Annotated in this window: 21 protein-coding genes, 1 other RNA gene and 1 CRISPR repeat array; of the genes, 14 read left to right on the plus strand and 8 right to left on the minus strand. The window is 27.4% G+C overall.

The window, feature by feature from the left end; translation table 4 throughout:
* Position 1: 1 nt before the first annotated feature.
* Both HGG69_RS00550 and HGG69_RS00555 read left to right on the plus strand, forming a co-directional pair.
* Positions 2-1,477: a restriction endonuclease subunit S gene (locus tag HGG69_RS00550; protein ID WP_169604875.1), complete on the plus strand. Its 1,476-nt coding sequence runs from the start codon at positions 2-4 to the stop codon at positions 1,475-1,477.
* A gap of 339 nt (positions 1,478-1,816) precedes the next feature.
* Positions 1,817-2,500: a PQ-loop repeat-containing protein gene (locus HGG69_RS00555; RefSeq protein ID WP_169604876.1), complete on the plus strand. Its 684-nt coding sequence runs from the start codon at positions 1,817-1,819 to the stop codon at positions 2,498-2,500.
* Between the two features lie 17 nt (positions 2,501-2,517).
* On the opposite strand, the gene HGG69_RS00560 is transcribed toward HGG69_RS00555, so the two are convergent.
* From HGG69_RS00560 to HGG69_RS00570, 3 genes are read right to left on the minus strand one after another with little or no spacing between them, the layout of a single operon-like run.
* The gene (locus tag HGG69_RS00560) at positions 2,518-2,778 is read right to left on the minus strand and encodes a DUF4177 domain-containing protein (protein ID WP_169604877.1); all 261 of its coding nucleotides are present in this window, start codon (positions 2,776-2,778) and stop codon (positions 2,518-2,520) included.
* 31 nt (positions 2,779-2,809) lie between these two features.
* Positions 2,810-6,682 carry a DEAD/DEAH box helicase gene (locus HGG69_RS00565; protein WP_169604878.1) on the minus strand — a complete coding sequence of 1,291 codons (3,873 nt, stop codon included), beginning with the start codon at positions 6,680-6,682 and terminating at the stop codon, positions 2,810-2,812.
* Positions 6,683-6,685: 3 nt separating this feature from the next.
* Positions 6,686-7,042 carry a PTS glucose transporter subunit IIB gene (locus HGG69_RS00570; RefSeq protein ID WP_169604879.1) on the minus strand — a complete coding sequence of 119 codons (357 nt, stop codon included), beginning with the start codon at positions 7,040-7,042 and terminating at the stop codon, positions 6,686-6,688.
* A gap of 245 nt (positions 7,043-7,287) precedes the next feature.
* Here HGG69_RS00570 and trpS point away from each other — a divergent pair, with 245 nt between their 5' ends.
* The 5 genes from trpS (at position 7,288) to cas9 (ending at position 15,193) form a co-directional block, all read left to right on the plus strand.
* On the plus strand, positions 7,288-8,280 hold the full coding sequence (gene trpS / locus HGG69_RS00575; protein WP_169604880.1) for a tryptophan--tRNA ligase: 993 nt from the start codon (positions 7,288-7,290) through the stop codon (positions 8,278-8,280).
* Between the two features lie 5 nt (positions 8,281-8,285).
* Complete coding sequence (gene thrS / locus HGG69_RS00580; RefSeq protein WP_237077111.1) at positions 8,286-10,043, plus strand: threonine--tRNA ligase; 1,758 nt, start codon at positions 8,286-8,288, stop codon at positions 10,041-10,043.
* Complete coding sequence (locus HGG69_RS00585; protein ID WP_169604881.1) at positions 10,043-10,522, plus strand: hypothetical protein; 480 nt, start codon at positions 10,043-10,045, stop codon at positions 10,520-10,522. Before thrS ends, HGG69_RS00585 begins: the two co-directional genes overlap by 1 nt.
* 11 nt (positions 10,523-10,533) lie before the next feature.
* A complete protein-coding gene (locus HGG69_RS00590; RefSeq protein WP_169604882.1) occupies positions 10,534-11,526 on the plus strand; it encodes a nicotinate phosphoribosyltransferase in 993 nt (330 codons plus the stop codon).
* Between the two features lie 220 nt (positions 11,527-11,746).
* On the plus strand, positions 11,747-15,193 hold the full coding sequence (gene cas9, locus HGG69_RS00595; protein ID WP_169604883.1) for a type II CRISPR RNA-guided endonuclease Cas9: 3,447 nt from the start codon (positions 11,747-11,749) through the stop codon (positions 15,191-15,193).
* 33 nt (positions 15,194-15,226) lie between these two features.
* A CRISPR array of direct repeats spans positions 15,227-15,923; the repeat unit is 36 nt; unit sequence GTTTTTACTTACTCAAAAATTGTACAGTACCAAAAC.
* Positions 15,924-16,300: 377 nt separating this feature from the next.
* On the opposite strand, the gene HGG69_RS00600 is transcribed toward cas9, so the two are convergent.
* The 4 genes from HGG69_RS00600 to HGG69_RS00615 all read right to left on the minus strand — a co-directional run bounded on the left by HGG69_RS00600 (position 16,301) and on the right by HGG69_RS00615 (position 18,408).
* Positions 16,301-16,723, minus strand: coding sequence for a hypothetical protein (locus HGG69_RS00600; protein WP_169604884.1), 423 nt, complete (start codon positions 16,721-16,723; stop codon positions 16,301-16,303).
* Entirely contained in the window at positions 16,723-17,031 is a 309-nt protein-coding gene (gene cas2, locus HGG69_RS00605; RefSeq protein ID WP_237077112.1) for a CRISPR-associated endonuclease Cas2, read from the minus strand. Before cas2 ends, HGG69_RS00600 begins: the two co-directional genes overlap by 1 nt.
* Before the next feature lie 4 nt (positions 17,032-17,035).
* Positions 17,036-17,923 (minus strand): type II CRISPR-associated endonuclease Cas1, encoded by an 888-nt coding sequence (cas1, locus tag HGG69_RS00610; protein ID WP_169604885.1) that lies wholly within the window; start codon positions 17,921-17,923, stop codon positions 17,036-17,038.
* Between the two features lie 86 nt (positions 17,924-18,009).
* Complete coding sequence (locus tag HGG69_RS00615; RefSeq protein WP_169604886.1) at positions 18,010-18,408, minus strand: large conductance mechanosensitive channel protein MscL; 399 nt, start codon at positions 18,406-18,408, stop codon at positions 18,010-18,012.
* A 392-nt stretch (positions 18,409-18,800) separates the two neighbouring features.
* On the opposite strand from HGG69_RS00615, the gene HGG69_RS00620 reads away from it, so the two are divergent.
* The 5 genes from HGG69_RS00620 to tuf all read left to right on the plus strand — a co-directional run bounded on the left by HGG69_RS00620 (position 18,801) and on the right by tuf (position 25,069).
* Positions 18,801-19,688 carry an IS1595 family transposase gene (locus HGG69_RS00620; protein ID WP_169604887.1) on the plus strand — a complete coding sequence of 296 codons (888 nt, stop codon included), beginning with the start codon at positions 18,801-18,803 and terminating at the stop codon, positions 19,686-19,688.
* 10 nt (positions 19,689-19,698) lie between these two features.
* Positions 19,699-22,215, plus strand: a complete 2,517-nt coding sequence (locus HGG69_RS00625; RefSeq protein ID WP_169604888.1) for an N-6 DNA methylase — start codon at positions 19,699-19,701, stop codon at positions 22,213-22,215.
* A gap of 261 nt (positions 22,216-22,476) precedes the next feature.
* A complete protein-coding gene (locus HGG69_RS00630; RefSeq protein ID WP_169604889.1) occupies positions 22,477-23,235 on the plus strand; it encodes a leucine-rich repeat domain-containing protein in 759 nt (252 codons plus the stop codon).
* 35 nt (positions 23,236-23,270) lie between these two features.
* Positions 23,271-23,405, plus strand: coding sequence for a leucine-rich repeat domain-containing protein (locus tag HGG69_RS03195; protein ID WP_419538370.1), 135 nt, complete (start codon positions 23,271-23,273; stop codon positions 23,403-23,405).
* Between the two features lie 476 nt (positions 23,406-23,881).
* Entirely contained in the window at positions 23,882-25,069 is a 1,188-nt protein-coding gene (gene tuf / locus HGG69_RS00640) for an elongation factor Tu (RefSeq protein WP_169604890.1), read from the plus strand.
* A gap of 44 nt (positions 25,070-25,113) precedes the next feature.
* On the opposite strand, the gene HGG69_RS00645 is transcribed toward tuf, so the two are convergent.
* Entirely contained in the window at positions 25,114-25,428 is a 315-nt protein-coding gene (locus tag HGG69_RS00645; RefSeq protein ID WP_169604891.1) for a hypothetical protein, read from the minus strand.
* A 518-nt stretch (positions 25,429-25,946) separates the two neighbouring features.
* Here HGG69_RS00645 and ffs point away from each other — a divergent pair.
* Both ffs and HGG69_RS00655 read left to right on the plus strand, forming a co-directional pair.
* Positions 25,947-26,043, plus strand: an RNA gene (gene ffs / locus HGG69_RS00650) — signal recognition particle sRNA small type.
* A 14-nt stretch (positions 26,044-26,057) separates the two neighbouring features.
* Positions 26,058-26,696 (plus strand): hypothetical protein, encoded by a 639-nt coding sequence (locus HGG69_RS00655; protein ID WP_169604892.1) that lies wholly within the window; start codon positions 26,058-26,060, stop codon positions 26,694-26,696.
* Positions 26,697-26,816 lie beyond the last annotated feature (120 nt).

Consider the following 26,816-nt stretch of genomic DNA (forward strand, 5'->3'; position numbering starts at 1 on the left):
TATGGCTGAAAAAATGAACACAGATCAATTTAAAAAATATGTTTTACAATATGCTATTCAAGGTAAACTTGTAGAGCAAGATAAAAATGAAGAACCAGCCAGTGAATTATTGAAAAAAATTAGAGCCGAAAAACAAAAATTAATAAAAGATAAAAAAATAAAAGCCGATAAAAACGAATCTTTTATTTACAGAAAAAACGATTCTTTCTTTGAAAAAATAGGCAAAGAAGAAAAATGTATTGATGATGAAATACCATTTGATATACCTGAAAACTGAGAATGATGCAGACAAAAAAGTGTTTGTTGATTATATAATGGCGAAACAATAAAAGGCGTACGCTTACCGTATTTAGAAGTAAGGTTTCTAAGAAGAAACAAAGAACCTATATTTAAAGAAAAAGGGGTTAAGGTTTGCCCTGGCGAGAAATTAATTTTAGTAGACGGTGAAAACTCTGGAGAAATCTTTATATCCCCCACATTGGGTTATATGGGGAGTACTTTTAAACTTTTATCCACAGTATCTAATATAAATGAAAAATATATATTAATTTTTTTTGAACTAAATAAAAATCTTTATAAAAATACAAAAACGGGTAGTGCAATACCCCATTTAAACAAAAAAATATTTGCTGATATTCTCATCCCTCTTCCACCACTTGAAGAACAAAAACGTATAATGGAAAAAGTTGATAAAATATTATCTTTACTTGAAGAATATTCTAAAAAAGAAAATCAATTAAAAGAATTAAGTGGGCAACTTCTAAATTCTATTAAAAATGGTGTCTTACAAAAAGCTATTGAAGGTAAATTAGTCAAACAAGATAATACTGAAGAACCTGCCAGTGAATTACTGAAAAAAATTAGAGCCGAAAAACAAAAATTAATAAAAGATAAAAAAATAAAAGCCGATAAAAATGAATCTTTTATTTACAGAAAAAATGGTTCTTTCTTTGAAAAAATAGGCAAAGAAGAAAAATGTATTGATGATGAAATACCATTTGATATACCTGAAAACTGAGAATGATGCAGACAAAAAAGTGTTTGTTGATTATATAATGGCGAAACAATAAAAGGCGTACGCTTACCGTATTTAGAAGTAAGGTTTCTAAGAAGAAACAAAGAACCTATATTTAAAGAAAAAGGGGTTAAGGTTTGCCCTGGCGAGAAATTAATTTTAGTAGACGGTGAAAATTCTGGAGAAATCTTTATATCCCCCACATTGGGTTATATGGGGAGTACTTTTAAACTTTTATCCACAGTATCTAATATAAATGAAAAATATATATTAATTTTTTTTGAACTAAATAAAAATCTTTATAAAAATACAAAAACGGGTAGTGCAATACCCCATTTAAACAAAAAAATATTTGCTGATATTCTCATCCCTCTTCCACCCCTAGAAGAACAAAAACGTATAGTAGAAAAAATAGAACAAATTTTTCCTTTGATTGAAAAAGTTTCTAATATTTTAAAATAAAAAAATGATGGGTAACTATCATTTTTTTATTTGTAAATAATTTGTATGCTATTAAAATTTGTCTTGCGTATTCATACAACAACAAGCAATGCCGTTTTTGTTGTTGTGCTTAAGCGGGGTTTTATTGAGTTTATTGAATTTTACTTTACGGGCTTATTATTCGCATGTATCTGAATCATTTTGTAAAATATATAAAACATATACAATAGCACAAGTGATTGAAAAATATTTTTACAATGTATAAATGCGAAATAGTTTAAAATATATAAATCCATAAATCACGGGTTTATTTGTTAAAAGTATTTATTCTATAAATATATTCATTATTAAGGAGGATGTGTGGAAACTTTTGTAAATATTATTGGTTGAGTTATGGCTATATTAACTGTAGTTATACCCTTGCCGCAAATGATTAAAGTTTGCTTTAGAAAAGATTCAGAAGGTATTAATAAAATAACCAGCTGCATATACTGTTTTGGAGTTCTTTGTTATACAGCCTTTGGTTCATTTACCTTAGGATCTACTGGAGAAAAATTGATTTATATTTCAGTATCTAATTTATTATGTGGAATTTTATATACTGTAATGGTGTTTTTTGTGTTTTATTATGACAAAAATATTTCACGAAAAAATTTAATATTAGCAACACTATTTTTATTAATTGTTTTTGCAGCAAACATTATTTGTTTTACTATTGGTATAGTTCGTAAAGATTGATACATAAGCAACACGGTTGCATTGGTGATTATTGGAGCTTCTACGGGTGCTTTCACCACAGGGGCATATATTCCTCAATTATTAAAAACAATACGTTATAAAAGAGTAGGTTCATTATCAATGACAATGATAATGTTATTAATAACAATTAACGTGGCTTACTTTATTTATTACATTTTATTATTTAACAATTCTATGATCGTTCCAATGGTGTGAACATCATTAGCCACATGCTTATATGTTATTTTATTAAGCGTGTGTGTGCGCTTTAGAATCACAAATAAAAAACAAGCTCAAACTAATTAGTTTTGCTTGTTTTTTTGTTACTTGATTTTTTCGAATACAAGAGTGGCTTGGATTCTATCTCCACCTAAAAGACCTTTACTTGCTCCGCTTGCCGTTGAAAATGTGTGTAATCTGTATCCTTTAGCACATTGTTCATTTATTGCGACTTCAAGTTCACTTAGGTTTCCACTACCTGTACCTCAAAATTTTTCTTTCAATGTAACTTGTAATACTACATATTCTAATGAATCATCTTGTGATGCAACTGAATAAGTTGAAGCTTTAGAATAATCTGACATATTACCTCCTTTTTATTACTCTATATTAATTTTACTTAATTTCGAATAAATTAATACCTGATTCTTCATTTACAGTAGTTTCTTCTTCTGGTGTATCGATTGGTTGAATAGGTAATTTTAATTCTTCTGGAGTTTTTAATTCCATGGTCATATTATTAAATAGTTTTATATTTTCTTCTTCAATGTGATCGTTTTGAATGGCCTCATCAGTAGGTATAAACTCTGATGAATTATTACTAATGATCTCAACAGTTTGAGTTGTGTCGAATATATCATCGTTATACGCCAATGTTTCATCAACTGTACTTGATGTTACTGGAATTGTGTTTGGAATTTCTTTGGTTTGAGTATTGAAAATTATGTCTTGAGATGATTCATCAAATTCTCATTGCTCTTCCGCGTTGTCAACAATTAATTCTATTGTTCTTGTGTGTAATAAGTGTTCATTAGTATCAATATTGTTTTGTAATTCAGGTAACCCATTAATTTCACTTGTTGTGTTTGCAGCGTTTTTGAATATGTCTTTATCTTCAATTTCTTGAGTTGTAAAAACTTCTTTTTCGTAGTCAATATCATCTTGGATTTCTGGCACCGACACAAGTGTTGTATTGCTGATTTTATCAATATTAGTTATTGTGTAGTTCGGTGTTGAATCCACAGTATTTACTTCTTTTGTGTGAATTAGTAAATTATCATTGTATTCAATTGAATCATCATTTTTTAACACTTCATTGGGTAGGTCATTTGTAATGTTGTTCAACTTGATTATTTCGTTTGCATTATCAATACTTTCTTTAATAAATCTTAACAATTCATTTTGTTTTACTTTTCATTCTAATTCTTTGATTATTAATAATGGATAATTTTTTGATTCTAAGAATTTAAACGAGTCGGTAAAGTATACATATTGCATTTCATCACCAGCGTATGAATAATCATCAATCATAATACCTAAAAGAATTTGGTTGTATGTATTGTTAATAATGGCGATATTTAATTTTTTAGTCCCTATAACATAATTGGTTTCAATTCTAAGTTCTGGATTATCTTTAATTAAAGATTGTTCTAATTTCTCTTTCACTTCTTCGACAAGAGCGTTTGAAACATCAATTGTTATTGTTTGGGTTCAATCATTGTTTTGTTTGTTTGTTAAATAATTTTTCTTTTCTTCTTCTGTAAGATCTAAGAATCTTAATCATTCACGTAATAAAACCATGTCTTCAGATGATGATTCATTAATTTTAATATCATCTGAGTTCAATGATTTAATAACAATCATTTTATCTTTAGCACGTGAAATGGCAACGTTTAGTGCGTTTTGTCCTCCACGACGCGCTACATATGTACCCACAAGACTTGTATTTTTATCATATACAACACTAATAATTACTAAGTCTGCTTCATCACCTTGAATGTTTTCTATATTTTTTAAACTTAGTTTTTCAGTGCCTAAAGCTTCTTCAAGATTTGGGTGATTTGCGTAGATTCTATTTAAAATGTAGTCTTGTTGTTTAGCGTTAAATACTAATAAAATTATTTTTTCATATTTATCAAAATTATCTAATACAGTTTGAATAGCTATATCTGCTTCTTCAACATTCATCGAGTTATCTCAAGTACCATTTGCTTGAATGACATCAATAGCTAATTCATTATTATCGGCGGTGTAATCATCAATAACATCTAGTTTTGAGTTATAGAAGTTTTTACTACTAAATGTCATTAAAGCTGCTTTTCTTGAACGATAGTTTTTATCTAAAAGAATTTTGTAAATTCCTCTTGCTAAAGCATAATCTAATAAACTTTCAATGTTGACAAAGTCTTCATCTTCTTCGACCGCGTAAGAGGCGCTGAATCATTTAGTTGGTTGCATTTGTTGATCGTCACCAGCTAGTATTTTACGTTGTGCTAAATAAAGAATTGGTAAACCTTTTTCTAAGAAAATTTGGCTAGATTCATCCAGTATTGCATAATTAAATTCACCTTTTTCTCACATTGATAAATCAGTGTCTGGCGTTGTTACAATGATTGGGAATAATTTTTTAATCATTGATTTGTGTTTATGGAAGAATTTGTATGGTTTCATTTTACCTGAACGAATTGACTGAGTAAATTGCACATATTCACGTTGTTCTTCTTGAGTAAATTGACGCATTTTACGTGTAGTTGCATAAATCAACATTTTAGCCAATGTTCTTGGGTTATTTACTTCAACAGTTTTGTTTTCTAATTGATATTTAAAGAATCTGTCAACTTGTTCTAGTGATTCTACATCAACTGTGTGAATGTATTTTAAGGCGTTGTCAATATCAACTTTAAGCAAGTTTTGGTTTTTAGCAATAATCATTGCTGATTCTTTAATTGATTTTGGATATGTATTTGTAGATTGAATTAGTAAGTTAGGTTTTTTACCTTTATTAACTGTGTATAAATGATTTGCAATTGATTTGTAATCATTTAGATTAGGCAATAATTGGTATTTAAGAAATGAATCTAATGATTTTAAATCTGTTAACGTTTGTTCATCTAAAGTTGCATTGCAAAGTGTTGAATATGCATCAATAACATTTGAATAATCAACAATGTTTTTAACGCTTTGTGCCATGCTTATGAAGCGTTTAGCATTAGTTGGCATAACTTCAATACTGTCTTCATTATTGGTGCTTTCAAAGTTTTCTACTTTTTGAATAAATTCTCTTAATGGTTCATAGAATTTTTCTAATTTTCAGTTACGGTCATTTAGTAAAAAGATGGCAAAAATTGATAAATCTTTTAATCTATTTCTAATAACTTCAAGAGCTGCTCTTTTTTGAGATACAACTAAAGCTGTGTAACCACGAGCTAGTATATTGGTAATCAAGTTAGTAATAGTTTGCGATTTACCTGTACCTGGAGGACCTCAAATAACTGTGTCTTGGTATAAAGCTGAAATGGTTGCAAAATCTTGTGAATAGTTTGTTTTTTGGATTTTAAATAAACGCATCGCTTGATTATATATAACATCTTCCACACGACGTTTGTAAGACACTTTATCAAAATTTGACAATAATATATCTTCAACTTCATTGTTTTCTATAATTTTTTTCATTTGGTTTCATAAATATCCAGACGAAACATTGAAGAACCCAAGAATAAGACCTTTGTGGAAACTTAAACTCTCACGAATACTAATTTCTCTTTTAAACGGTATTCTGTCTTTAAAGGTGTCTGGAATATCATATGTTTCAGATCATGAGTTTTTGAAATAGTCGTAAACTTGATTGATTGATTTATCACTAAAGTCAAAACTCGATGTATCTAAATCAAATCCACTTTGTCTTAAGAAAGTAACTAATTTAGTGTTAACTTTAATATCGCCTTCAGATTTTAAATAAATTAAAGAGTTTCTGATTTCTATATGAATTTCTTTAAAGAAAAGAGGTGCAAAAACTGTTTTCTTTTCTGTTTCAACAGCAATAAAGAAAAATCCCAAGTGAAGAGGTCAAATGTTACTTTCTATATTAACGTCGTACGCTCTTTTAGCGATTTTTTTTCATTTTGTTATTGAACGTTGAAATTTACTTTCTAGTTCTGAACATAAGTCCTTTTTACCTTTTTCAAAGTCCTTTTTAAGCATTGATAATTTGTTTTGACTTAATTCAAAAGAAAATTCTTTATATAAGTTTTCAATTTCTTCTACGGTTTCAATTTGCTTTAATTTTGTAATTAAGTTTTTGTGTCCATATTCTCCGAATTTAACATTGAAATTCGGTTGTGAGCACATCATGTTAAATGTTTCTTCACCAGCTATTTTTAAAATATCGAAAAATTTTTCATTGTCTACTGAACAACTTAAAGTACTGTCGTTGTTTTCAATATCTAATAAATTGGTTAATAAAAATTGATAATCATTTTGTTTATTCATGTTTTAAGCTTCTTTCAATAGTTGTTCAATATATTTTGCGTTGTTACCGACAACAAGTGTTATAGATTGTGATTGTAATACCATGCCACTTACACCATTCAATGTTTGTATTTTTTTACTTTGAATTAGTGATTTATCCTTGAATGATATTTTAATTTTTGAATATGTAGCGATAGTGTTTGTAATGTTATCCTTACCACCTAAAAATTGTATAAGTTCATTAATGTCAAAGTCTATTTGTTCTTTAACGGTTAGTTTATTTTTCACTTCTGTTTGTCTATATTTTTTTCATCTTAATTTGATTAAACCAAATGTAGAAATCAATAAAAAATAGTATTTAAATTTGTTTTTACCAGTCACTTTTTACCTCCGTACGTATAATTAAAGATTTTAATTATAGTATACAAAAAAAATAAGCAATTTTGCCAAAAACAATGAATGATCTACTGAAACCACACAGAAAAGAATACTGAAAATGTACTGAAAATTACTGAAAAATAATTGAATAAATTGCACATTATTATTCAATTGTGTAAAAAAGCCATGAATATTTAACTAAAGTTAAAAAATCAAATATAATTATGTAGCAAAAAAGAAGGGAAATTATGAAAAGACTAATAAGTGGAATAAAACCAACAGGTGAATTAACATTGGGTAATTACATTGGAGCCTTAAAAAATTTTATTGATTTACAAAATGACTTTGATGCTTATTATTTTGTGGCTGATTTACACGCTTTGACTATGGGTGATAATAATGCTAAAACGTTAAAAAAACTTAGAAAAGAAGTTGTCGCATTATATTTGGCATGTGGTTTAAACCCTGATAAAAGCACGATATTTTATCAATCAGACGTTTATGAACATGGAATGATTCAATGATTATTATCTTGTGAAACATCTATTGGTGAATTAAACCGTATGACACAATTTAAAGATAAAAGTCAAAAAGCATTAAAACAAAGTAATGGTACTGAAACAATCCCTACTGGATTATTGATGTACCCAACACTAATGGCTGGAGATATATTACTGTACAATGCAGATTTCGTACCAGTGGGTGAGGATCAAATTCAGCATATTGAATTAACTAGAACCATTGCAAGAAGAATGAATAATAAATACAAATCAAGATTATGTGTGCCCGAGGCATACACGCCTAAAACCGGTTCGAGAATCAAGGATTTACAAGATCCTACAAAGAAAATGTCGAAAAGTGATTTAACGTCAAAAGGAACAATTTATCTTTTAGAAGATCCTGAATCAGCGTACAAAAAAATAATCAAAGCAGTGACTGATAGTGAAAATAAAGTTTATGCATCTGACTTAAAACCTGGCGTAACAAACTTATTAAATATTTATGCGTCATTAAACAATTTAAGCTTAGAAGAAGCTGAAAAATTCTTTGAAAATAAAAATTACAAAGAATTTAAAGAAGCGGTTGCGTTGAGTGTAAAAAACCTTCTTATAGATATACAAAATAAATTCAACACAGCTTTAGAGCAAGTCGAAGAAACAACAATGAAAGGAGCGGATAAAGCCCGCCGTATTGCACAACCAGTTTTAAATGAATTGATGCAAAAAATGGGTTTTAATTAACAATTATGAGTAACATTGATAAAGAAATGAAAAAAACACAACTTAACCATACAACAAGCCATTTACTTGCCGCAGCGGTATTAAAATTGTATCCAACAGCTAAACTAGCAATTGGCCCAGCTATTGAAGACGGATTTTATTATGATTTTGAATTCGAGGAAAACGTAAGCCAAGAAGATTTGAAAAAAATCGAAAAAATGATGAAAGAATTAGCTAAACAAAATTGAGAAATGGTTCAGGTGCCTGCAAGCGAATACAGTTTTGAAAATCAACCATACAAAAAAACATTATTTGATGAATTTTCTAAAGACGGTAGAGAAATAACGTTTTATTCACTAAGACATCCAAAAACCAACGAAGTTTTATTTACTGACTTATGTGCTGGTAACCACGTAGATTCAATTAAAGAAGTAAAAAACTTTAAATTATTATCAGTAGCCGGTGCATACTGAAGAGGTGATAGTAATAATAAAATGTTGACACGTATTTACGGAACCAGTTGAGAAACCAAAGAAGAATTAGCAAACTATTTACAAATATTACAAGAAAGAAAAGAAAGAGACCATAGAAGAATTGGTAAAGACTTAAATATTTTTACAAGTAGTTTATTAGCGGGTCAAGGTTTTCCTATTTGATTAGAAGATGGAATGAAAATTCACAACGCGATTCGTGATTATGTTCTTAAATTAGATAAAATGTACGGATTTAAAGAAGTATTAACACCTCATTTTGGAGAAAAACAACTTTATGAAATTTCAGGACACTGAGCACACTACCAAGATACAATGTTTAAACCAATAGAAATGGACAATGAATTATTAGTGGGTCGTCCAATGACATGTCCACACCACATCATTTTATTCAATTCAACACGTCGTTCTTACCGTGACTTGCCAATCAGATATAGTGAACAATCAAGATTATATCGTTATGAAAAATCTGGAGCTTTATCTGGATTAGAACGTGTAAGAGGTATGGACCTAACTGAAGGGCACGTATTTGTAAGACCTGATCAAATTAAAGACGAGTTCAAACACTTATACAAAATGATTAATGAAGCTTTAAAAACATTTGATATTGAAGTGGACCACGTTTCTCTATCTTTAAGAGATCCTGAAGATAAAGAAAAATTCTTTGATAATGATCAAATGTGAAATGACGCCGAGTCATCATTAAGAGAATTATTGAACGAAATGAATATTGAATATAAAGAATTCATTGGTGAAGCTGCGTTTTACGGACCTAAAATTGATATTCAAATTAAAACAGCTATGGGTAGAATTATTACTATGTCTACATTACAACTAGATTTCTTATTACCGCGTCGTTTTGATATGAAATACATCGATAATGAAGAAAACCAAGTTGTGCCAGTATTAGTACATAGAGGATTAATAGGAACATACGAACGTTTTATAGCTATTTTATTAGAACAAACAAAAGGTGTTTTACCATTCTGATTAAGTCCTAAACAATTAGTTATTGTACCTATTAGCGAAAAACATAATGAATATTGCCAAGACTTATACAGATACTTTTTAGAAAATGATATTAACGTTGATTTTGATGACAGAAATGAAAGAATGAATAAAAAAATTCGTGAAGCTCAAATCAATAAAGCTAAATATGTTGCAATTATAGGTGATGAAGAAGTTGAAAACCAAAAAGTAAGTATACGTGCTTATGGTTCACAAGAAACACTACAGTATACAAAAGAAGAATTATTAAATCTATTTAGAGAATTGAAAGCAAATCATAAATAATGTCAAAAAAACCACAAGTTTATAAAAACGAAAAAACCACAGGATTAACATATCATTGAAGAGTGTCTATATTTGGATTATTTGCTATATTAATACCAGCATTAATTGTTTATTTATTAATTGGTAAAGATACTTTATTATTGAAATACTCAATGCCTTGATATTTAATATTGCCAATACTTTTTGTAATGTTTTTAGCAATCATGGGACTGATATTATTATTCATTTACAAATTTAAATGATTTGGTTTGGAATCATTCATATTCTTTATTCCAATTGCTTTTGTGATGTTATCATTAACTGCAACAAGTGGTATGAATGGATACTATTTACTAGTTAGATTTGGTGTGGGTATTCCATTAATTTTTACATTTTTTCCATGTGCTTTAGTGGTACAAAACATTCAATATAAACAAATGAAAAAATTAAAAAACATTCAAATAGATGAAAGACAAAAAAATAATTCTTTATTAGATTAAATGAGGCGATCATGAAATTAACTGATAAAACAGCCATTTATTTTTCGAAAACCAAAAAAATCGCTGAAGAAAAATGCAGTGATAAAATAATCACATTGCAATTTTTTCAACGTCATGAAAATGTAGTTTTGTGTGGAATCAACGAAGTATTAGATTTATTGGAAAATAATACTGACACCAGCAAATATTCAATAAAATATATGCCAGAAGGCTCAATAGTTCGAAGCAAAGAAGTCGTTTTAGAATTAGAAGGACCTTATCATTTATTTGGTATTTACGAAGGCTTAATTGATGGTATATTGGCTAGACAATCATCAATAGCTACTAACGCAAGGAATATTAAAATAGCTGCTAAAAACAAACACGTAGTATCGATGGCTGATAGAGCTGATCACTACAGAAATCAAGAATCCGATGCTTATGCAATTGAGTGCGGAGGAATTGTTGATCATGCAACATTATTAGCAGCTAAACACAATATTCAACACGCCTTTGGATCTATGCCACATGCATTGATTCAAATGTGCGAAGGTGATTTAATTAAAGCGTGTGAATTTTACAGTGAACTATTTCCTGAAAGTGATTTAGTTGCTTTAGTAGATTTTAATAATGATGTTATTACTGACACATTAAAAGTATTGAATAAATTTGGATCTAAATTAAAAGCAATAAGAGTGGATACTTCACCAAACATGAAAGATAAAATGTTTGAAGAATATGAAGATGAATATGGCGTTAACCCAGAACAAATCAAAAGACTGAAACGAGCATTGGTTGCGCGCGGCGGAGAACATGTAAAAATTATTGTTTCAAGTGGATTTAACGCGGATAAAATACATTGATTCGAACAAGAAAAAACCCCAGTTGATATATATGGAGTTGGCGCTGCATTGTTAAAAATTAATATAAGTTTCAGTGCTGATGCCACGAAAGTGAATGATAAAAAAATAGCTAAGGCTGGTCGATTTTACTCATTTAATGAAAAATTAATCACATACAATTAACAAACCTATAAAAAGGTTTGTTTTTTATATAAAAAAATAAATAAAAAACCCGCAAGCGGGCGGTATACGGCAGCCATTATGGCGCCTTATTTTGGTACGTACAATTTTTGAGTAAGTAAATTTTTTTTAACTGTACTTTTTAATTATAATACTTTTTATGTTTTGTTAAATAATTTGTTTTATTTCGAAAGTATAATTTAGATAATAAAGGAGAAAAAAAATGGACAAAAAAAACGTTGCATTAGGTTTTGATTTAGGTGTTGCTTCTGTTGGGTGAGCAATTGTTGATGCGGACACTAATGAGGTTCTACATTTGGGTTCAAGATTATTTGAAGAACCTAAATTAGCGGTAGACAGAAGAACTTTTCGCTCAAAAAGAAGATTGATAAGAAGAAAAGCGTATAGAAGCAGAAAATTAGAATCATTATTTTTTAAATATAAAGAAATACTAAATCTAAATATTAGTAGCAAAGAAGAAATTAATAATATTTATTTCAATGAACAAAAAATCCATGACATTACACTGAATTTAAAAATCAAAGCAATGAAAGAAAAAATTGATTCAACATCACTAGTTTGAATAATGCACGATTATTTAGAAAATCGTGGAGTTTTTTATGAATTGGCAGAAGATAATGAAGATAAAAAATCAAAAGAAAAAACCACATTATTAGCTGATGATATATCACCAACTTTATTATTAAAGGAATATTATGATAAATGAGGGTTCTATAAACAATTCGAAACATTAAATAATAAACGATTCACAAATAAAGCTTGAATGAATGAAATAACCAATTTATTAAATGTTCAAAGCAAATATTACTCAGAAGAATTCAAAGACTTCATGGAAGAATATTTAACGATTTTTAATTATATTAGATCTTTTGAACATGGACCCGGTAGCATTCACAGCCCATCAAAATACGGAATTTATGATATAAAAAATGGTCAAATTTATAAAAAATACGAAAACGTATGAGAAAAAACAATAGGAAAATGTTCATTATTTATTAATGAATTTAGAGCTCCTAAACAATCAACTAGTGCTGAATTTTTTGATTTGTTAAACGAATTAAATAACACTGGCTATACAGAATTAAAAAGCTGAAAAATGAGCAAAGAAAACAAAATAGAATTTTTACAATATACTCTTGCCAAAATGTGTAAACAATCTAGAATTCCTAAACTCACACATCAACTGTTAGAACAGTATGTAATAGATGCCGAACCAAATATAGACTTTGATGTGCATAAATTTAATACAATCAATTTAGAAGAATTTAAAACTCCACAAAGTACTTTTATATTAATTAAAATACTTCAAAAGTATGATGCTGATTTATCTAAACTAAATATTGAAGCTTTATTAAATGAAAACATCGAATCTACTTGAATAGGATTATTTGATAAAATAGTCGATATATTATCAATAAGTAAAAATATTGATTATAGAGTTGAACAATTAATGATATTGAAAAATAAATTTATCGAATACTTTGATTTAACAGAAGCAAATGTTGTTGAGTGCATAAAAGAAATTGCATCCAATAAAAAAATAAACATTAAAAATACACATTCATTATCTTACAAAGCAATAAGAATATCCTTAAGTGATTTGGTTAATATTGAAAATAATTATGAATCATTGAAATACAATGAAGAATCAAATTTATTCAAGTTGCTTAAATCTAACTCTATACAAGTGAATAAAATAAAGTTAAATACAGAACAAAATCGTAAATACATTAAAACAGATTTTTTAAACGAAGCAATATTAGCACCCGCAGTAAAAAGAACAATGCGTGAAGCTGTTGCAGTATTCAATAAAATCATTAAAAAATTCTCAAATCAATACACTATTGTAAAAGTGGGTATTGAATTACCAAGAGAAAATAATGATGCTGAACAAACTGCTGCAATTAACAAAATTCAAAACAAAAACAAAAAAAGAAATAAAGACATTTTAGATAGTTCAAGAAAATTTTTAGAAAATAAGAATATCGATTGAGAGTATTTAAATGCCAAAACCAAAGAAAAAATTTTATTGTGATATCAACAAGATGGATATGACGTGTATTCAATGAATAAATTGGATCTTTATAAATTAATAACAGATCCTTCATATGCAGAAGTAGATCACATTATTCCGCGATCAATTTTACTAGACAACTCCATATCAAATAAAGTTGTTACAACAATGAGCATGAATAAAATTAAAAGTGGGAAAATACCATACCAATTTATACAAGGTAAACAATGAGATGATTATGTAGCATTGTGTCGGAAAATATTTTTGAATAAAGACATGAATAAATATTACAATCATGCTAACGTTCGTATTAAAAAATATAATAATTTAACAATTCAAAATTTCGATGATAAAACTAAAATGGAATTTTTAAATCGTCAATTAAACGATACTAGATACTCGGCTAAATTATTTTTTAATGAATTAATGAATTATTCCATGCATCACAACAATCAATTTGTTGTGCACCCAATTACTGGTAGCTTTACTGCGGGAATGAGAAATTATTCAAAAATGAAACCAAAAGATAGAAAAATAAATTCTCATCATGCATTTGACGCATCTATAGTTGCAATAACAGCTAACAATTTGAATCCATTTTTCAGAGCGGATAAATTGAATAATATTATATTAAATGAAAAAGGTAACGTATTCGATTCCGAAGGTGAATTTTTATGCAAAGTTGATGATTTGAATTTCAATGGTATGCACATCGCGTCATTAATTAGAAAAAACATCAGAGATAAAGAAAGCGAAATTGAAGAAAAAGTTAGATATTCGTGAAAAAAAGTAAAAAAATTCACCAAACCATTATCGCATGAAACATTGTATTCGGCTAAAAAAGTTTTGGGTAACGGGAATATAATGCATATTGAAACTAAAGATATTTTTAAAATATCAGTTGAATATTGAGAAAAAAATAAAGAAAAATTTTTAATTAGTGCTTCAGATCCAAATTTATTTGCAATTCTTGAAAATATCTTTGAATGTTATAAAGATAAATGCGCAAACAAGAATAATTTACCATTTTTATTGTATATGAATGATTTATTGGAGCAAGAGAGCGATTTATTCACAAAAGAACAAGTTCAAAACTGCTTGCAACAAGAGAAAATTCTTTTAATAACAAATAAAAATACATTGAAATACATTAAAAAATTAAAAGTGTATAGTGAAAATAAAAAACCAGTAGATGTATTATTTAATACTAAGCAAAATAATCAATCTTATTACAATAGTCTAAAACAATTAGCTGTATTAGTTTATAAAAATAAAAAGAATAAATACGGGGGCGTTGCGATAAATGCAAACATTCTACCATTTGATAACCATTCAAAAAATTTATTGGACGAAACTATTTATAAAACACAATTTTTAAACATACAAAAAGATAAATTCAATATTTCGCACGAATCTAAACCATTGTTTGTTTTATATCCTGGAACTGTTTTCCAAGATAAAACAACGAAGAAATTGTATAGATATGTAATGTATAATATACAAAATTCAAATCTTACTTTAAGTTCAATTAGAGAATCACATATAGCAAATAAAGTGATTTCTCTGGTATTTGACTCATACAACATAGTGGAACAAGATGAATTGGGTTTTTCAACAAAAATTGAATTAAAATAATTAATACAAAAAATACCCGCTACAAAGCGGGCATTTTTTACTTACTCAAAAATTGTACAGTACCAAAACGATACTAAATGAATGTATAACGAAGAAAAAGTTTTTACTTACTCAAAAATTGTACAGTACCAAAACCTGAATTTTCAAGTAATTTTACTGAATTTTGTTTTTACTTACTCAAAAATTGTACAGTACCAAAACCAAATACTTCTTCATCTAAAAAAACAGATTGTTTTTACTTACTCAAAAATTGTACAGTACCAAAACGATACTAAATGAATGTATAACGAAGAAAAAGTTTTTACTTACTCAAAAATTGTACAGTACCAAAACAGCCATCGGAATTGAATTTAATCCAAAATCGTTTTTACTTACTCAAAAATTGTACAGTACCAAAACATGCTGAATTTTGTGGCATATTTATTATTAGTTTTTACTTACTCAAAAATTGTACAGTACCAAAACTTCAGCCAGTTTCGAAATTAACAGCTAAATGTTTTTACTTACTCAAAAATTGTACAGTACCAAAACTACACAGACTTAAATTTTAATCCAAGTTATGTTTTTACTTACTCAAAAATTGTACAGTACCAAAACTCGCCAAACTCCATTAATATTATTAATTTATGTTTTTACTTACTCAAAAATTGTACAGTACCAAAACGACACATGAAACGCCATTTCAGCGGTTAAAGTTTTTACTTACTCAAAAATTGTACAGTACCAAAACCCTTAATTGAATAAAAAAGACCGTTTTTTTAAAAAACGGCCTATTTTTTTACTCAAAAAGTAAATTTATTAATTTTATTTGCGCATTTTTATCTTTTTTAAAGTGTTGCCACATATTTTCGTTGTATTCTGATTTATACAAATCGTTTAATCAATATTTAATTGATTCTCATGAATTGACTATTTTTATTTGTGAATTTTGATAAAACAAACAGCACTCTAATTCTTCAATATTTCGCACAATATCAAAAACATTATCAGTAATAATTATGAAGTTATAACTATTCATTCAAGGTATCAGATCATCTATATTTATTCAAGTTATCTTATTTAAGACTATTGTTTTTTTCTCAGATTTTTTATGATTATCTAATCATTTTATAAATGTGTTTTTATTGAAAAATAAATTATTATTTGTTTCAAAAAGTGTTTTAATAATTTTTTAGTATCATATAAATCTTCTAAGAGGTTATCCCCTAATTGCTTATTGATTTCATCTTTAATTATGTCTAAAGCAAATGTGTTAATTAATTTTTCCCTTGAGGAATTTTCATGATTAATAAGTGCTTGAAATAATCAATTTTTGGATGATAATTCATACATATCTGCTATTCTAGTTTGTTCAGTGAAAATACATAAATCATTTAGATAGATTTCAGTATTATCAACAAATAAGGCGGGATTATTATTTATTGATTCATAAATGAATGATTCTTTCATTAATTTATGAAAATTATTACAATTAATTAACAATATACCGTTGTATTCAGTGCTTACATTATATGGATAAAATTTAAGCATTATAAACTCACATATCTGATGTTATCATTGTAAAACTCATTTAATGATTTTTCACCATTTAATATTTCTATTTTTTGATATTGATTTTCAGTTATTAACATTATTCTAATATTGGATTTTTTAGGCATTACATTTAAAAGTTTTTGTCTTTCATACTCATATTGTGTATGAGCGGATATACACTTAGAATATATTGAATATTGCATCATTATATATCCCAAATTAATTAGTTTTTTTCTTCACAGTAAATATTCTTTATTACCAATATTGGTTTCCATTTGAATATCATACATTACTATTATTCTCATATATCTATTCACAAATTTCACTAACCTTTAGATCCATTATAGTTTCTTGTTGAATTATAGATGTAATAATCAAATCAATATAATCAATAATCTTTGTTTTTTTGCCTTGAATTAAAACATATGTTTCATAAAAGTAAATAAACAATTTTTCTTTGAATTGTTTAAAATTTACCGAATTCTCATTACGAATAATTTGTTTATATACAAAGATATCCATTAATGGTCTTAATGGTTCCATTACATCACAAGCTAAAGCAAAAAAATTGTTAAAACTTTTGTGTTTGAGTCCTATTCTGTTGTCCAATCCCTTAGAAACCAAATGTCTAGCAATAAATGAATTTAATATTGTGTATGAATAATTTAAATAAAGATTTGTGCATTCTTCAGTGTCTCTTTCCCTTTTAAATTTTTTACCAAATAATATTTTGAATGAAAATCGTGCAACTTGGGCTTCTATATTTTTTATATCTCCATGAATAACATCTTCGATTCATTCTTTAAACTGTGTGTTGCAATCACTTATTAAATTTAATTCTTCTAAAATAAATCAAGTATTATATATTTTTAACTTAATTAGTTCGTTTCATACGTTATTGCGAAATGAGTCGTTTCAATTGATTTGTCATAAAAAAACCTTATTGTCATAATAACCGTTAATTGCTAATATTTGAGCTATTGGGTTATGTTTATTATCACAAATAATTACATTCGTTTTTTCTTCGATTAATTTATTTATTAAGGCAATAGACATAGTGGTGCGCGCGTTTTCAAAAACTAGTACGTCTATATCTCTTGTGGGAATTGTTACTTTTTTGTTTTCCTTTTTAACGATTAAATTTCCTAAAAACAACGAAATATATTCACTTTGTGCAATTTCTACTATTTTTTGCATTACGTCTCCTATAAATAATGACTTTCGAGGGAAATATAACCCTCGCTAATAAAAAAACAAGCGTACATGCTTGTTTTTATATCTCCCTATTTTTTAGATTTTTTATTTAGTTTTTTTAATTCTTCTAGGATAAGTTCTTCTGTTGTTGGTTTAGGTTCTACTACTGGAACTACTTTTTTACGGTCTTTGAAGTTTTTTAATAAGAATACGAATAGTAATGCAAAGAAAATGAATACTGAAACTATTAGGAAGTATAGTAATGCTCCTAAGAATTTTCCGTATAAAATATTTTCTTGAGCCATTCCTTCAAGACCTTTTGTTACGTCACTGCCAATAATATTTAGGATTGCTCCCATAATAATATCGTTTGCCAGTGATTTAACAACAGCACCGAATGCGGCTCCTAAAATTAGACCAATAGCAAGCATCAACATGTTTCCACGTATTACAACTGCTTTGGCATCGTTTCATGATTTTTTAAACATACTTACATTTTACAGTATATATATGCTTTTTTTGTTTTATATAAATTTAATAATATAAAACAAATTTCATTATTCAAAAAAACGTGAACTATTTTATCAATAAGTTGAATTTACTAAGATAAATTTACCAAACAATAAAAAAAGAAAAATACCTTTAAATATATGAAAAAGCAATAATGATTGCAATCATAAAAAAATTCATTTTGACGCATTTTTTATTTTTAAAAAATATACCTTTACTTATATAAATTTATTCAAAAAATTTTTTTATTTTAATTTATTGGTACATATCCCTTAATGGTATGTAAATCTCCTAAATTTAACTAAATTATTTTATACCCTTATGGTAAGTAATATGGTATAATTATAATATAGGAAATGAGGAGGTTTTTATGTTTAATCCATATGACATTAAGAACTTAAAGAAAGACTATGGTACTGATAAAAAGTGTTTAGATTATATTTATAATCTTAAATACAAAGACTTAAATCATTGTCTTAAATGTGGTGTTATAACCAAGCATTACAATGTTGAAGGAACTAAAAGATATGTTGCTAAATGTGGACATACCTTATTTCCCTGTAAAGACACAATCTTTGAAAATAGTTCCACACCATTAAGTTTGTGATTCCACGCTATCTTTTTATTTAGTATTAGTAAAAATGGTGTTAGTGCTAAAGAATTAGAAAGAAGTTTAGGAATAACCTATAAAACTGCTTGAAGAATGAGTCATAAGATTAGAGAATTAATGAATGATGAAGGCAATATTATGTTTGAAGGAATCACTGAAGTTGATGAAACCTATGTTGGTGGTAGAGAAACAAATAAACACCAAAGAGTTAGAAATACAGACTTATCTCACTTTAAACAAAAGGCTTCAATTATGGGAGCCAAAAATAGAGATAGCAACAAGGTTAAGTTTGAATTAGTTAATAAAGTTGATGATAAAACAATTTCAGCATTTTTAGGAACAAATATTTCTAAAGATTCCACTATAATTAGTGATGAATGAAAAGGTTATCAAAGAGTCTTAAAGGATGTTGATGATTGATTCAATCATAGAGTGGTAAACCACTCTAATAAAGAATATGTAAGATATGAAGACATTAGAGTATCAACTAATGGAATAGAAGGAATGTGGAGTTGCTTAAAAAGAGGACTCAAAGGAACTTATATTAAAGTTTCTAAAAAGCATTTACCATATTATCTAAATGAGTTTGAGTTTAGACAAAACCATAATGATGATGTGATATTTAAAGAGATAATTAAGAATATATAGAGGATTTAATATGGCTAGAAAAGATAAAAATATAACACCAAGTGTAACAAATAAATTACAACAATTAGGTTACAATGTAGCAGATTGAGATGATAGTGCTACTGATAATAAAATAAATAAAGATATAAAATCAGTGTTAAATAAATCATCAAAAAGTGGAAATGGAAAAGTTGGCTATCCAGATAGAATTTATTTCAACAAAAATCAAAGATTATTGATTTTAGTAGAAGAAAAACCAACAATTAAAGAACACAATATTAAAGACCCTAAAAAGGGTGCTATTTCTGGTATTAAATGATATTTAAGTAAATTTATTGAAGATATAGATAAATTCAAAAGATACAAGATATTAGGTATTGCTGTTAGTGGTGATTTAGATGATGAATATAATCACAAATTTAATTGTTATAAAATAACAGATACAGAAATCAATGAGGTAAAACAATTAACTAATTTTGTAAGAGAAGAAGAATTTTTAGCAATCTTTAACAATTTTAATGAAGAAGAAGCAATTGAAAAAATTTCAAAATCAAGCAAAACAATTAATAAATTATTAAGAAATATAGATAGCCAACAAAGACCTGTAATTCTATCTATGTTAATGATTGCTTTATATAAACCTGAAGATTATAATAATGTTTTTGCAAGAACTTTTAGAGAATATGATAAAGGTAGTGGTATTTTAGAGATTTTATATGGGACAATAAAAGATATTTTAAGAAGACAAGATATACCTGAAAACAAAATCAGTATTTTAGAAACATATATTGAAACATATAAACAAATGCAAGATTTAACTAATACAGATATTGTTAAAAAAATACTTATTGAATTAGAAGAAAATGTAATTCCATTATTTAATAACCATTTTGCTACAAGGTCTAATTATGATATTATTGGTAAATTTTATGAAGAATTTTTAAAATATGCTGGTGTATCAAATGTTAAAAAAGGTATAGTTTTAACTCCAAAACACATAACAACATTATTTACAAAATTAGTGGATATTAGAAACAATGATGTAATAATGGATTTATGTTGTGGGACTGGAGCCTTCTTAATTGCTGGTATGAACAAATTAATTGAATTAATAGAAAATAGTGAATTGCCTGATAAAGAAAGAAGAATAAATGATATAAAACAAAATCAATTATTAGGATTTGAGTTAAATCCTACAATGTATATTTGTTCTATATCTAATATGCTTTTTAGAGGAGATGGTAAATCTAAAATTTTTAATATGGATAGTATAAATAATCCAGAAGTAAATAAAATTATTGAACAAATGCATCCAACAATAGGATTTATAAATCCTCCATATTCAGGGAAAGAAAACAGCGCTAATCCTACCCCAAAAGAAATTACTTTTGTAACTAAAATGCTTGATAATTGTAGTAGATATGGGATTGTAATTGCTCCATTATCTATGTATTTTAAAGATAAAGAAAGAAGACAACAAATATTGCAAAGACATACATTAAAATATGTTATTAATATGCCTTCTGACTTGTTTAAACCTAATGCTTCTACATATACTGCTGTTGCTGTTTTTGAAACAAACAGACCACATCAATATGAAAATGATATTGTTAAATTTTATGATTTTGATGATGATGGATTAGTTATGACTATAAAAGGAAGAACAGATATTTATAATAGATATAATGAAAAAGAAAGAGAATTATTAGAATTTTTACAAAATAATAAAGAAAATAATGATGAAAAGTATAAAAAAATATCTTGCACTATAAATCAAAATGATGAATGAAATGTTCATTATCACACTAAAACTAATTATTCAAAATTAAGTAAATTTTCTTTTGAAAAAACAATTAAAGAATTTATCATATATAACATAAAAAAAGAATTTGATATTGTAGAAAAAGATTTATCTGATTTTGAATTAATGAACTACATTGCTAAATCAATTAAATTTAAAGATTTATTAGAATATATAAATTCTGAAAAAAATAATGAAAATATAGATGTTTCAACTTGAAAAGAATTTCCTATAACACAAGTATTTGAAAATATGACTTTTAATGAAGAAAAAAATAAATTTGAATATGAAACAGGAAAACTTAAAAATACAAATGATTTAATTGAAGGTGATGAAATCTATTATGTGGGAGCTAAAAAAACAAATAATGGAGTTCTTCAAAAAGTAACAAAAATAGATAGTTTAATTACAAAAGGTCAATGTTTATCATTTATAACTGGTGGAGATGGTTCTGGAGGATATAGTTTATATTTACCAGATGATGTTATTGCAAGTAAATCTTTTATAACAATAGGAAGAACACAAAAATTAAATGTATATAATGCTATGTTTTTAGTTACTATTTTAGACCAACATAGATATAAATTTTCATATGGTAGAACTTGAAACTCTGAAAGATTTGATAACACATTAATATTATTACCTCAAACAAATGAAGGTTATATAGATTGAGATTGAATGAATAATTACATAAAAAATCTTAAGATAAGTAAATTGTTAGAAGAAGAAAATGAAGAACAAAAATAAATCAATTAATCAATCTCATTGTGATAAAGAAAAGTTTAAAAATTTACTTAACAAAGCAATAATCAATCTTAAGAACAAGCAAAAAGTACAAAAGCAACCTTAATAGTTGCTTTTTCTTTATTTTTTTGATTATTTAGGAGTTATATTTTACATACATTGAGGGGATATATACCAATTTATTAAATAAAATAAAGAAAAAAATAATAAACTAAAAAACAGACATAAATTAATAAATATAAAAATCTAAGAAAGAGAAGACATATGAGTAAATTCAAAAAAATACAGTCACTATTAATTTCCTTACCAGTATTACTATTGCCTACTTCTGTAATATCATGTACTACTGAAAACAAGAGAAATGATCCAACTGAAGATACAAATGTAATTGAAACACCAAGCAAAGAAACACCAGACATGTATATAGATTTAAACAATATTATATATGTAACCATAAATGAAGAAAATGTGAATAAATACTTTGAATTAGATGAATCAAATGCCAAAACACAAAAACCACTCATTTTGAAAGTGAAAGATGAATTCAAAAAAATAACAGCTCTTAAATGAGAATTAAATTGAATACCAAAAGTGAATGAAGAAATTTATATTTTCGATAAAATAGAACGTTTATTTTTATCAAATATTACTGAAATAGGTAATGATTCTTTTATAAATAAAACAAATTTAATTTCAGTAAACTTACCAAATGTAACAACAATTGGAGACTCAGCATTCCAAGACACTACAAAACTAGATTTTATTGATCTACCAAACGTAACCAGTATAGGAAAAGAAGCATTTGAATTTGAAAATAATACAGAAGGTGTGATTAATGGTATTTTTGTCGATGGTACTAATGCTTACGGAGATATCATTTTACCCAATGTTACCAAAGTAGTTGATTCAGCATTCCAAAACAATACAAACATAAATTCAATCGCGCTGCCGAACGTAGACGAAATAGGAGATGCAGCATTCGCCGGCGTAACTAGTTTAGAATCAATTACTCTACCAACGTAACAACAATAGGATCTGAAGTCTTTGCCGGAACAAGTTTAACTACAATAGAATTACCAAAAGTAACAACAATTCCGTACCTTGCCTTCGCTGGCGTAACTAGTCTAGAATCAATTAGTTTACCAAACGTAACAAAATTGGAAGCTCAGCATTCCAAGGAGCAGCAAACTTAACTTCTATCTATCTTCCGAAAGTAACAAATATCTGCGAAGGAACCTTCGATGATCAAACAGACTAAAAACAATAACAATCAATAAAAATACAACAGGCATTGAAAACATTCCTGAAGGTGTTGAAATCAAATATATAGAAGAAGAATAATATATAAAAGACTCGAAACAAATTGAGTCTTTTATGTTTTTTTAATGCAAATCAAATTATTTAATCAAGTAAAAAGTAACGTAAAATTCATTTCCAAATTCTTTTTTAACAAATATATTTTTAAATAAAAGCATACTTTTATTAAAAAACAACAAAAAAAATTAAAATATTTAAACTAGAAAAGACAAAAAAATAAACAAATTGTTTTTTTTGGTACAATTAATTAAGCTATACGCGCGAAAATGGACAGGACATAGATGAAAGACTATGCTTAGGTGGTTTAACGCGTTAAATTACTAAATATAAATATTAGAAAGGTATTAAATTTATGGCAAAAATGGATTTTGACCGTTCAAAAGCCCACGTTAACATTGGAACAATTGGGCACGTTGACCACGGTAAAACTACTTTAACAGCAGCTATCGCCACTGTTTTAGCTAAAAAAGGACTTTCAGAAGCTCGTGACTACGCATCAATCGATAATGCGCCAGAAGAAAAAGCTCGTGGAATTACTATTAACACATCACACATCGAATATAACACAGAATCACGTCACTACGCACACGTTGACTGTCCAGGTCACGCTGACTACGTTAAAAATATGATTACTGGAGCAGCACAAATGGATGGAGCTATCTTAGTAGTAGCTGCAACAGATGGTGCTATGCCTCAAACACGTGAACACATCTTGTTATCAAAACAAGTTGGTGTTCCAAAAATGGTTGTTTTCTTAAACAAAGTAGATATGTTAGAAGGAGAAGAAGAAATCATTGATCTAGTTGAAATGGATATTCGTGATCTTCTATCATCATACGGATTCGACGGAGACAATACACCAATTATCCGTGGATCAGCTCTTAAAGCTCTTCAAGGAGACGCTAAATACGAAGACGCAATTATGGAATTAATGAACGCATGTGACACATGAGTACAAGAACCTCCAAGAGAAACTGATAAACCATTCTTAATGGCAGTTGAAGACGTTTTTACAATTACAGGACGTGGAACAGTTGCAACAGGACGTGTTGAACGTGGACAACTAGTTCTTAACGAAGAAGTTGAAATCGTTGGATTTAGAGAAACTAAAAAAACAGTTGTTACAGGAATCGAAATGTTCCGTAAAAACTTAAAAGAAGCTATGGCTGGAGATAATGCAGGTCTATTACTACGTGGAATTGACCGTAACGATATCGAACGTGGACAAGTTTTAGCAAAACCTAAAACAATCGTTCCTCACAAAACATTCAAAGCTACAATCTATGCACTTAAAAAAGAAGAAGGGGGACGTCACACACCTTTCTTCGGTAACTATAAACCTCAATTCTACTTCCGTACAACAGACGTTACAGGGGGAATTAAATTCTTAGACGACCGTGAAATGGTTGTTCCTGGAGAAAACGTTGACTTACAAGTAGAACTGATAGCACCAATCGCCGTTGAAAACGGAACAAAATTCTCAATCCGTGAAGGTGGAAGAACAGTTGGAGCTGGAACAGTTACAGAAATTCTTAAATAATTAAAAAAGAATAAAATAAAATCACTCATTGAGTGATTTTTTCTTTATTTTTGAGTGTTCTTTCTGTTGTTTGTATTAAACCACTGTTTAATAGTGATATTTTTTTCTACTCTTAAAAAGATTAAATAGATATATGGTAGACCAAGATTTGTTTCAATCAAACTATTAATTGCTAGTGTGTGTATACTTGAACTATTTCAAGGTCTTATGTTATTTATTAACAGTGCAAATTCTCAAGCGAATTGAACTGATATACCTATTATTAATAACTTAATTAAAGGAATTTTGGTTTGTTTATTAGCATAAAAAAGATTGTATAGAATTAATAATAAATAACCCACTATTAATATTATAGCCATAAAATTATGATACTTGTAGTGTTCCCTAAAGCATTACACAATTGTGAAAGTGAAGGAGCACATATTCATCAAACAATAATTAATATTAAAATTTCTTTAAGTGTTTATCGTTTTTTAAACATAGCCATATAAATGCAAAATTTGTAATTCCGTATGATAATGACATCCATAATAATGTCAAACATGTTACTCATTCACTTTGTTGTATTCCTTGCGTCGTTGCATAATGAATTGTTCGTGAATTTGATATTCAATAAAAGCAACCGTAATCGACGACAAAGTATAAAATACCACCAAATAAACTAAAAAAAGTGTTTTTCAGTCCTTTTTAAACACAAGTATAGATAATAAAACAATAATAAATAAAGAATCTACTACAATATAAGTAGTATTAAATGTTCTGGTCGGGTTAATTGCAACATCAGTTATTATTTTAGGCACATTAAAAACTCCTTTTATTAATTTTAATACACATGTCAATATTATTGTTGTAATAATAGAATGACATTGTGATAAAATAAAAGAGCCATGGGAATGATAACCTTGTAATCTGGTCAGGATGGAAACATAGCAGCCACGTCGAGAAGTGTCATGTCTTATGGTTTTTTTGTACTAAAAGGAAGTAAATTATGAACTTATTTGTTGACAAAACATTAAAAATATTAAACAAACCCATACAACCTCTTATTTTATTAAGAAATGAAGAAATAACATTTTGAATACAAGTTGTATCTAAAGACTATCAAGAAGCTGATGAAAATTGAGTAGACATCAACGATTTAGAAATTGAATTAACTCGTGATGATAAAAAAATGTTTGAGAACTTTTTAATTTATAAAAATGCATTTTTTGCATGTCCTACCTCAATTTTGGATCATTTGACAAACTATACAATTGAATGAGATTATAAAAATGAAAAAAACAATTATTTAAATCAAAACATTGTGTCATATTTTTTAGAAGAATTACATACTAGTTTATTGAGTGAAGAACCTGAATCATGTATTATTTTTTGAGATTTAGATGTTCAAAAAGAAGATGGTAGCGTTAGACCATATTATGTATATGCTAATGAAAAATTAGTACAATCTACATATAAAGCAAACTTAAAAATAAAAGACGAAGTTTGAAACCCGGTATTAAAAGAAATATATGAAATTGAATTACCACTATCTAAAGAACATTGAAAAAATGATAACATGCAAAAAATGGCTAAAAAACTTGCACTGTATGTCGGTCATTTTATAAAAGTGGCAGAATTTAATTAAGAAAGAATTTACCAAAATTCTCTCTTTTTTTATGGTTTTTTGATGATACACTTTTTATTGTCATCTAATTCAAAAAATAATGTATAATTAGAAGTATGTACGATCACAAAAAATAGAAAG

The organism is Mycoplasma phocoenae (assembly GCF_012934855.1).
Lineage (GTDB): Bacteria > Bacillota_I > Bacilli_A > Mycoplasmatales > Metamycoplasmataceae > Metamycoplasma > Metamycoplasma phocoenae.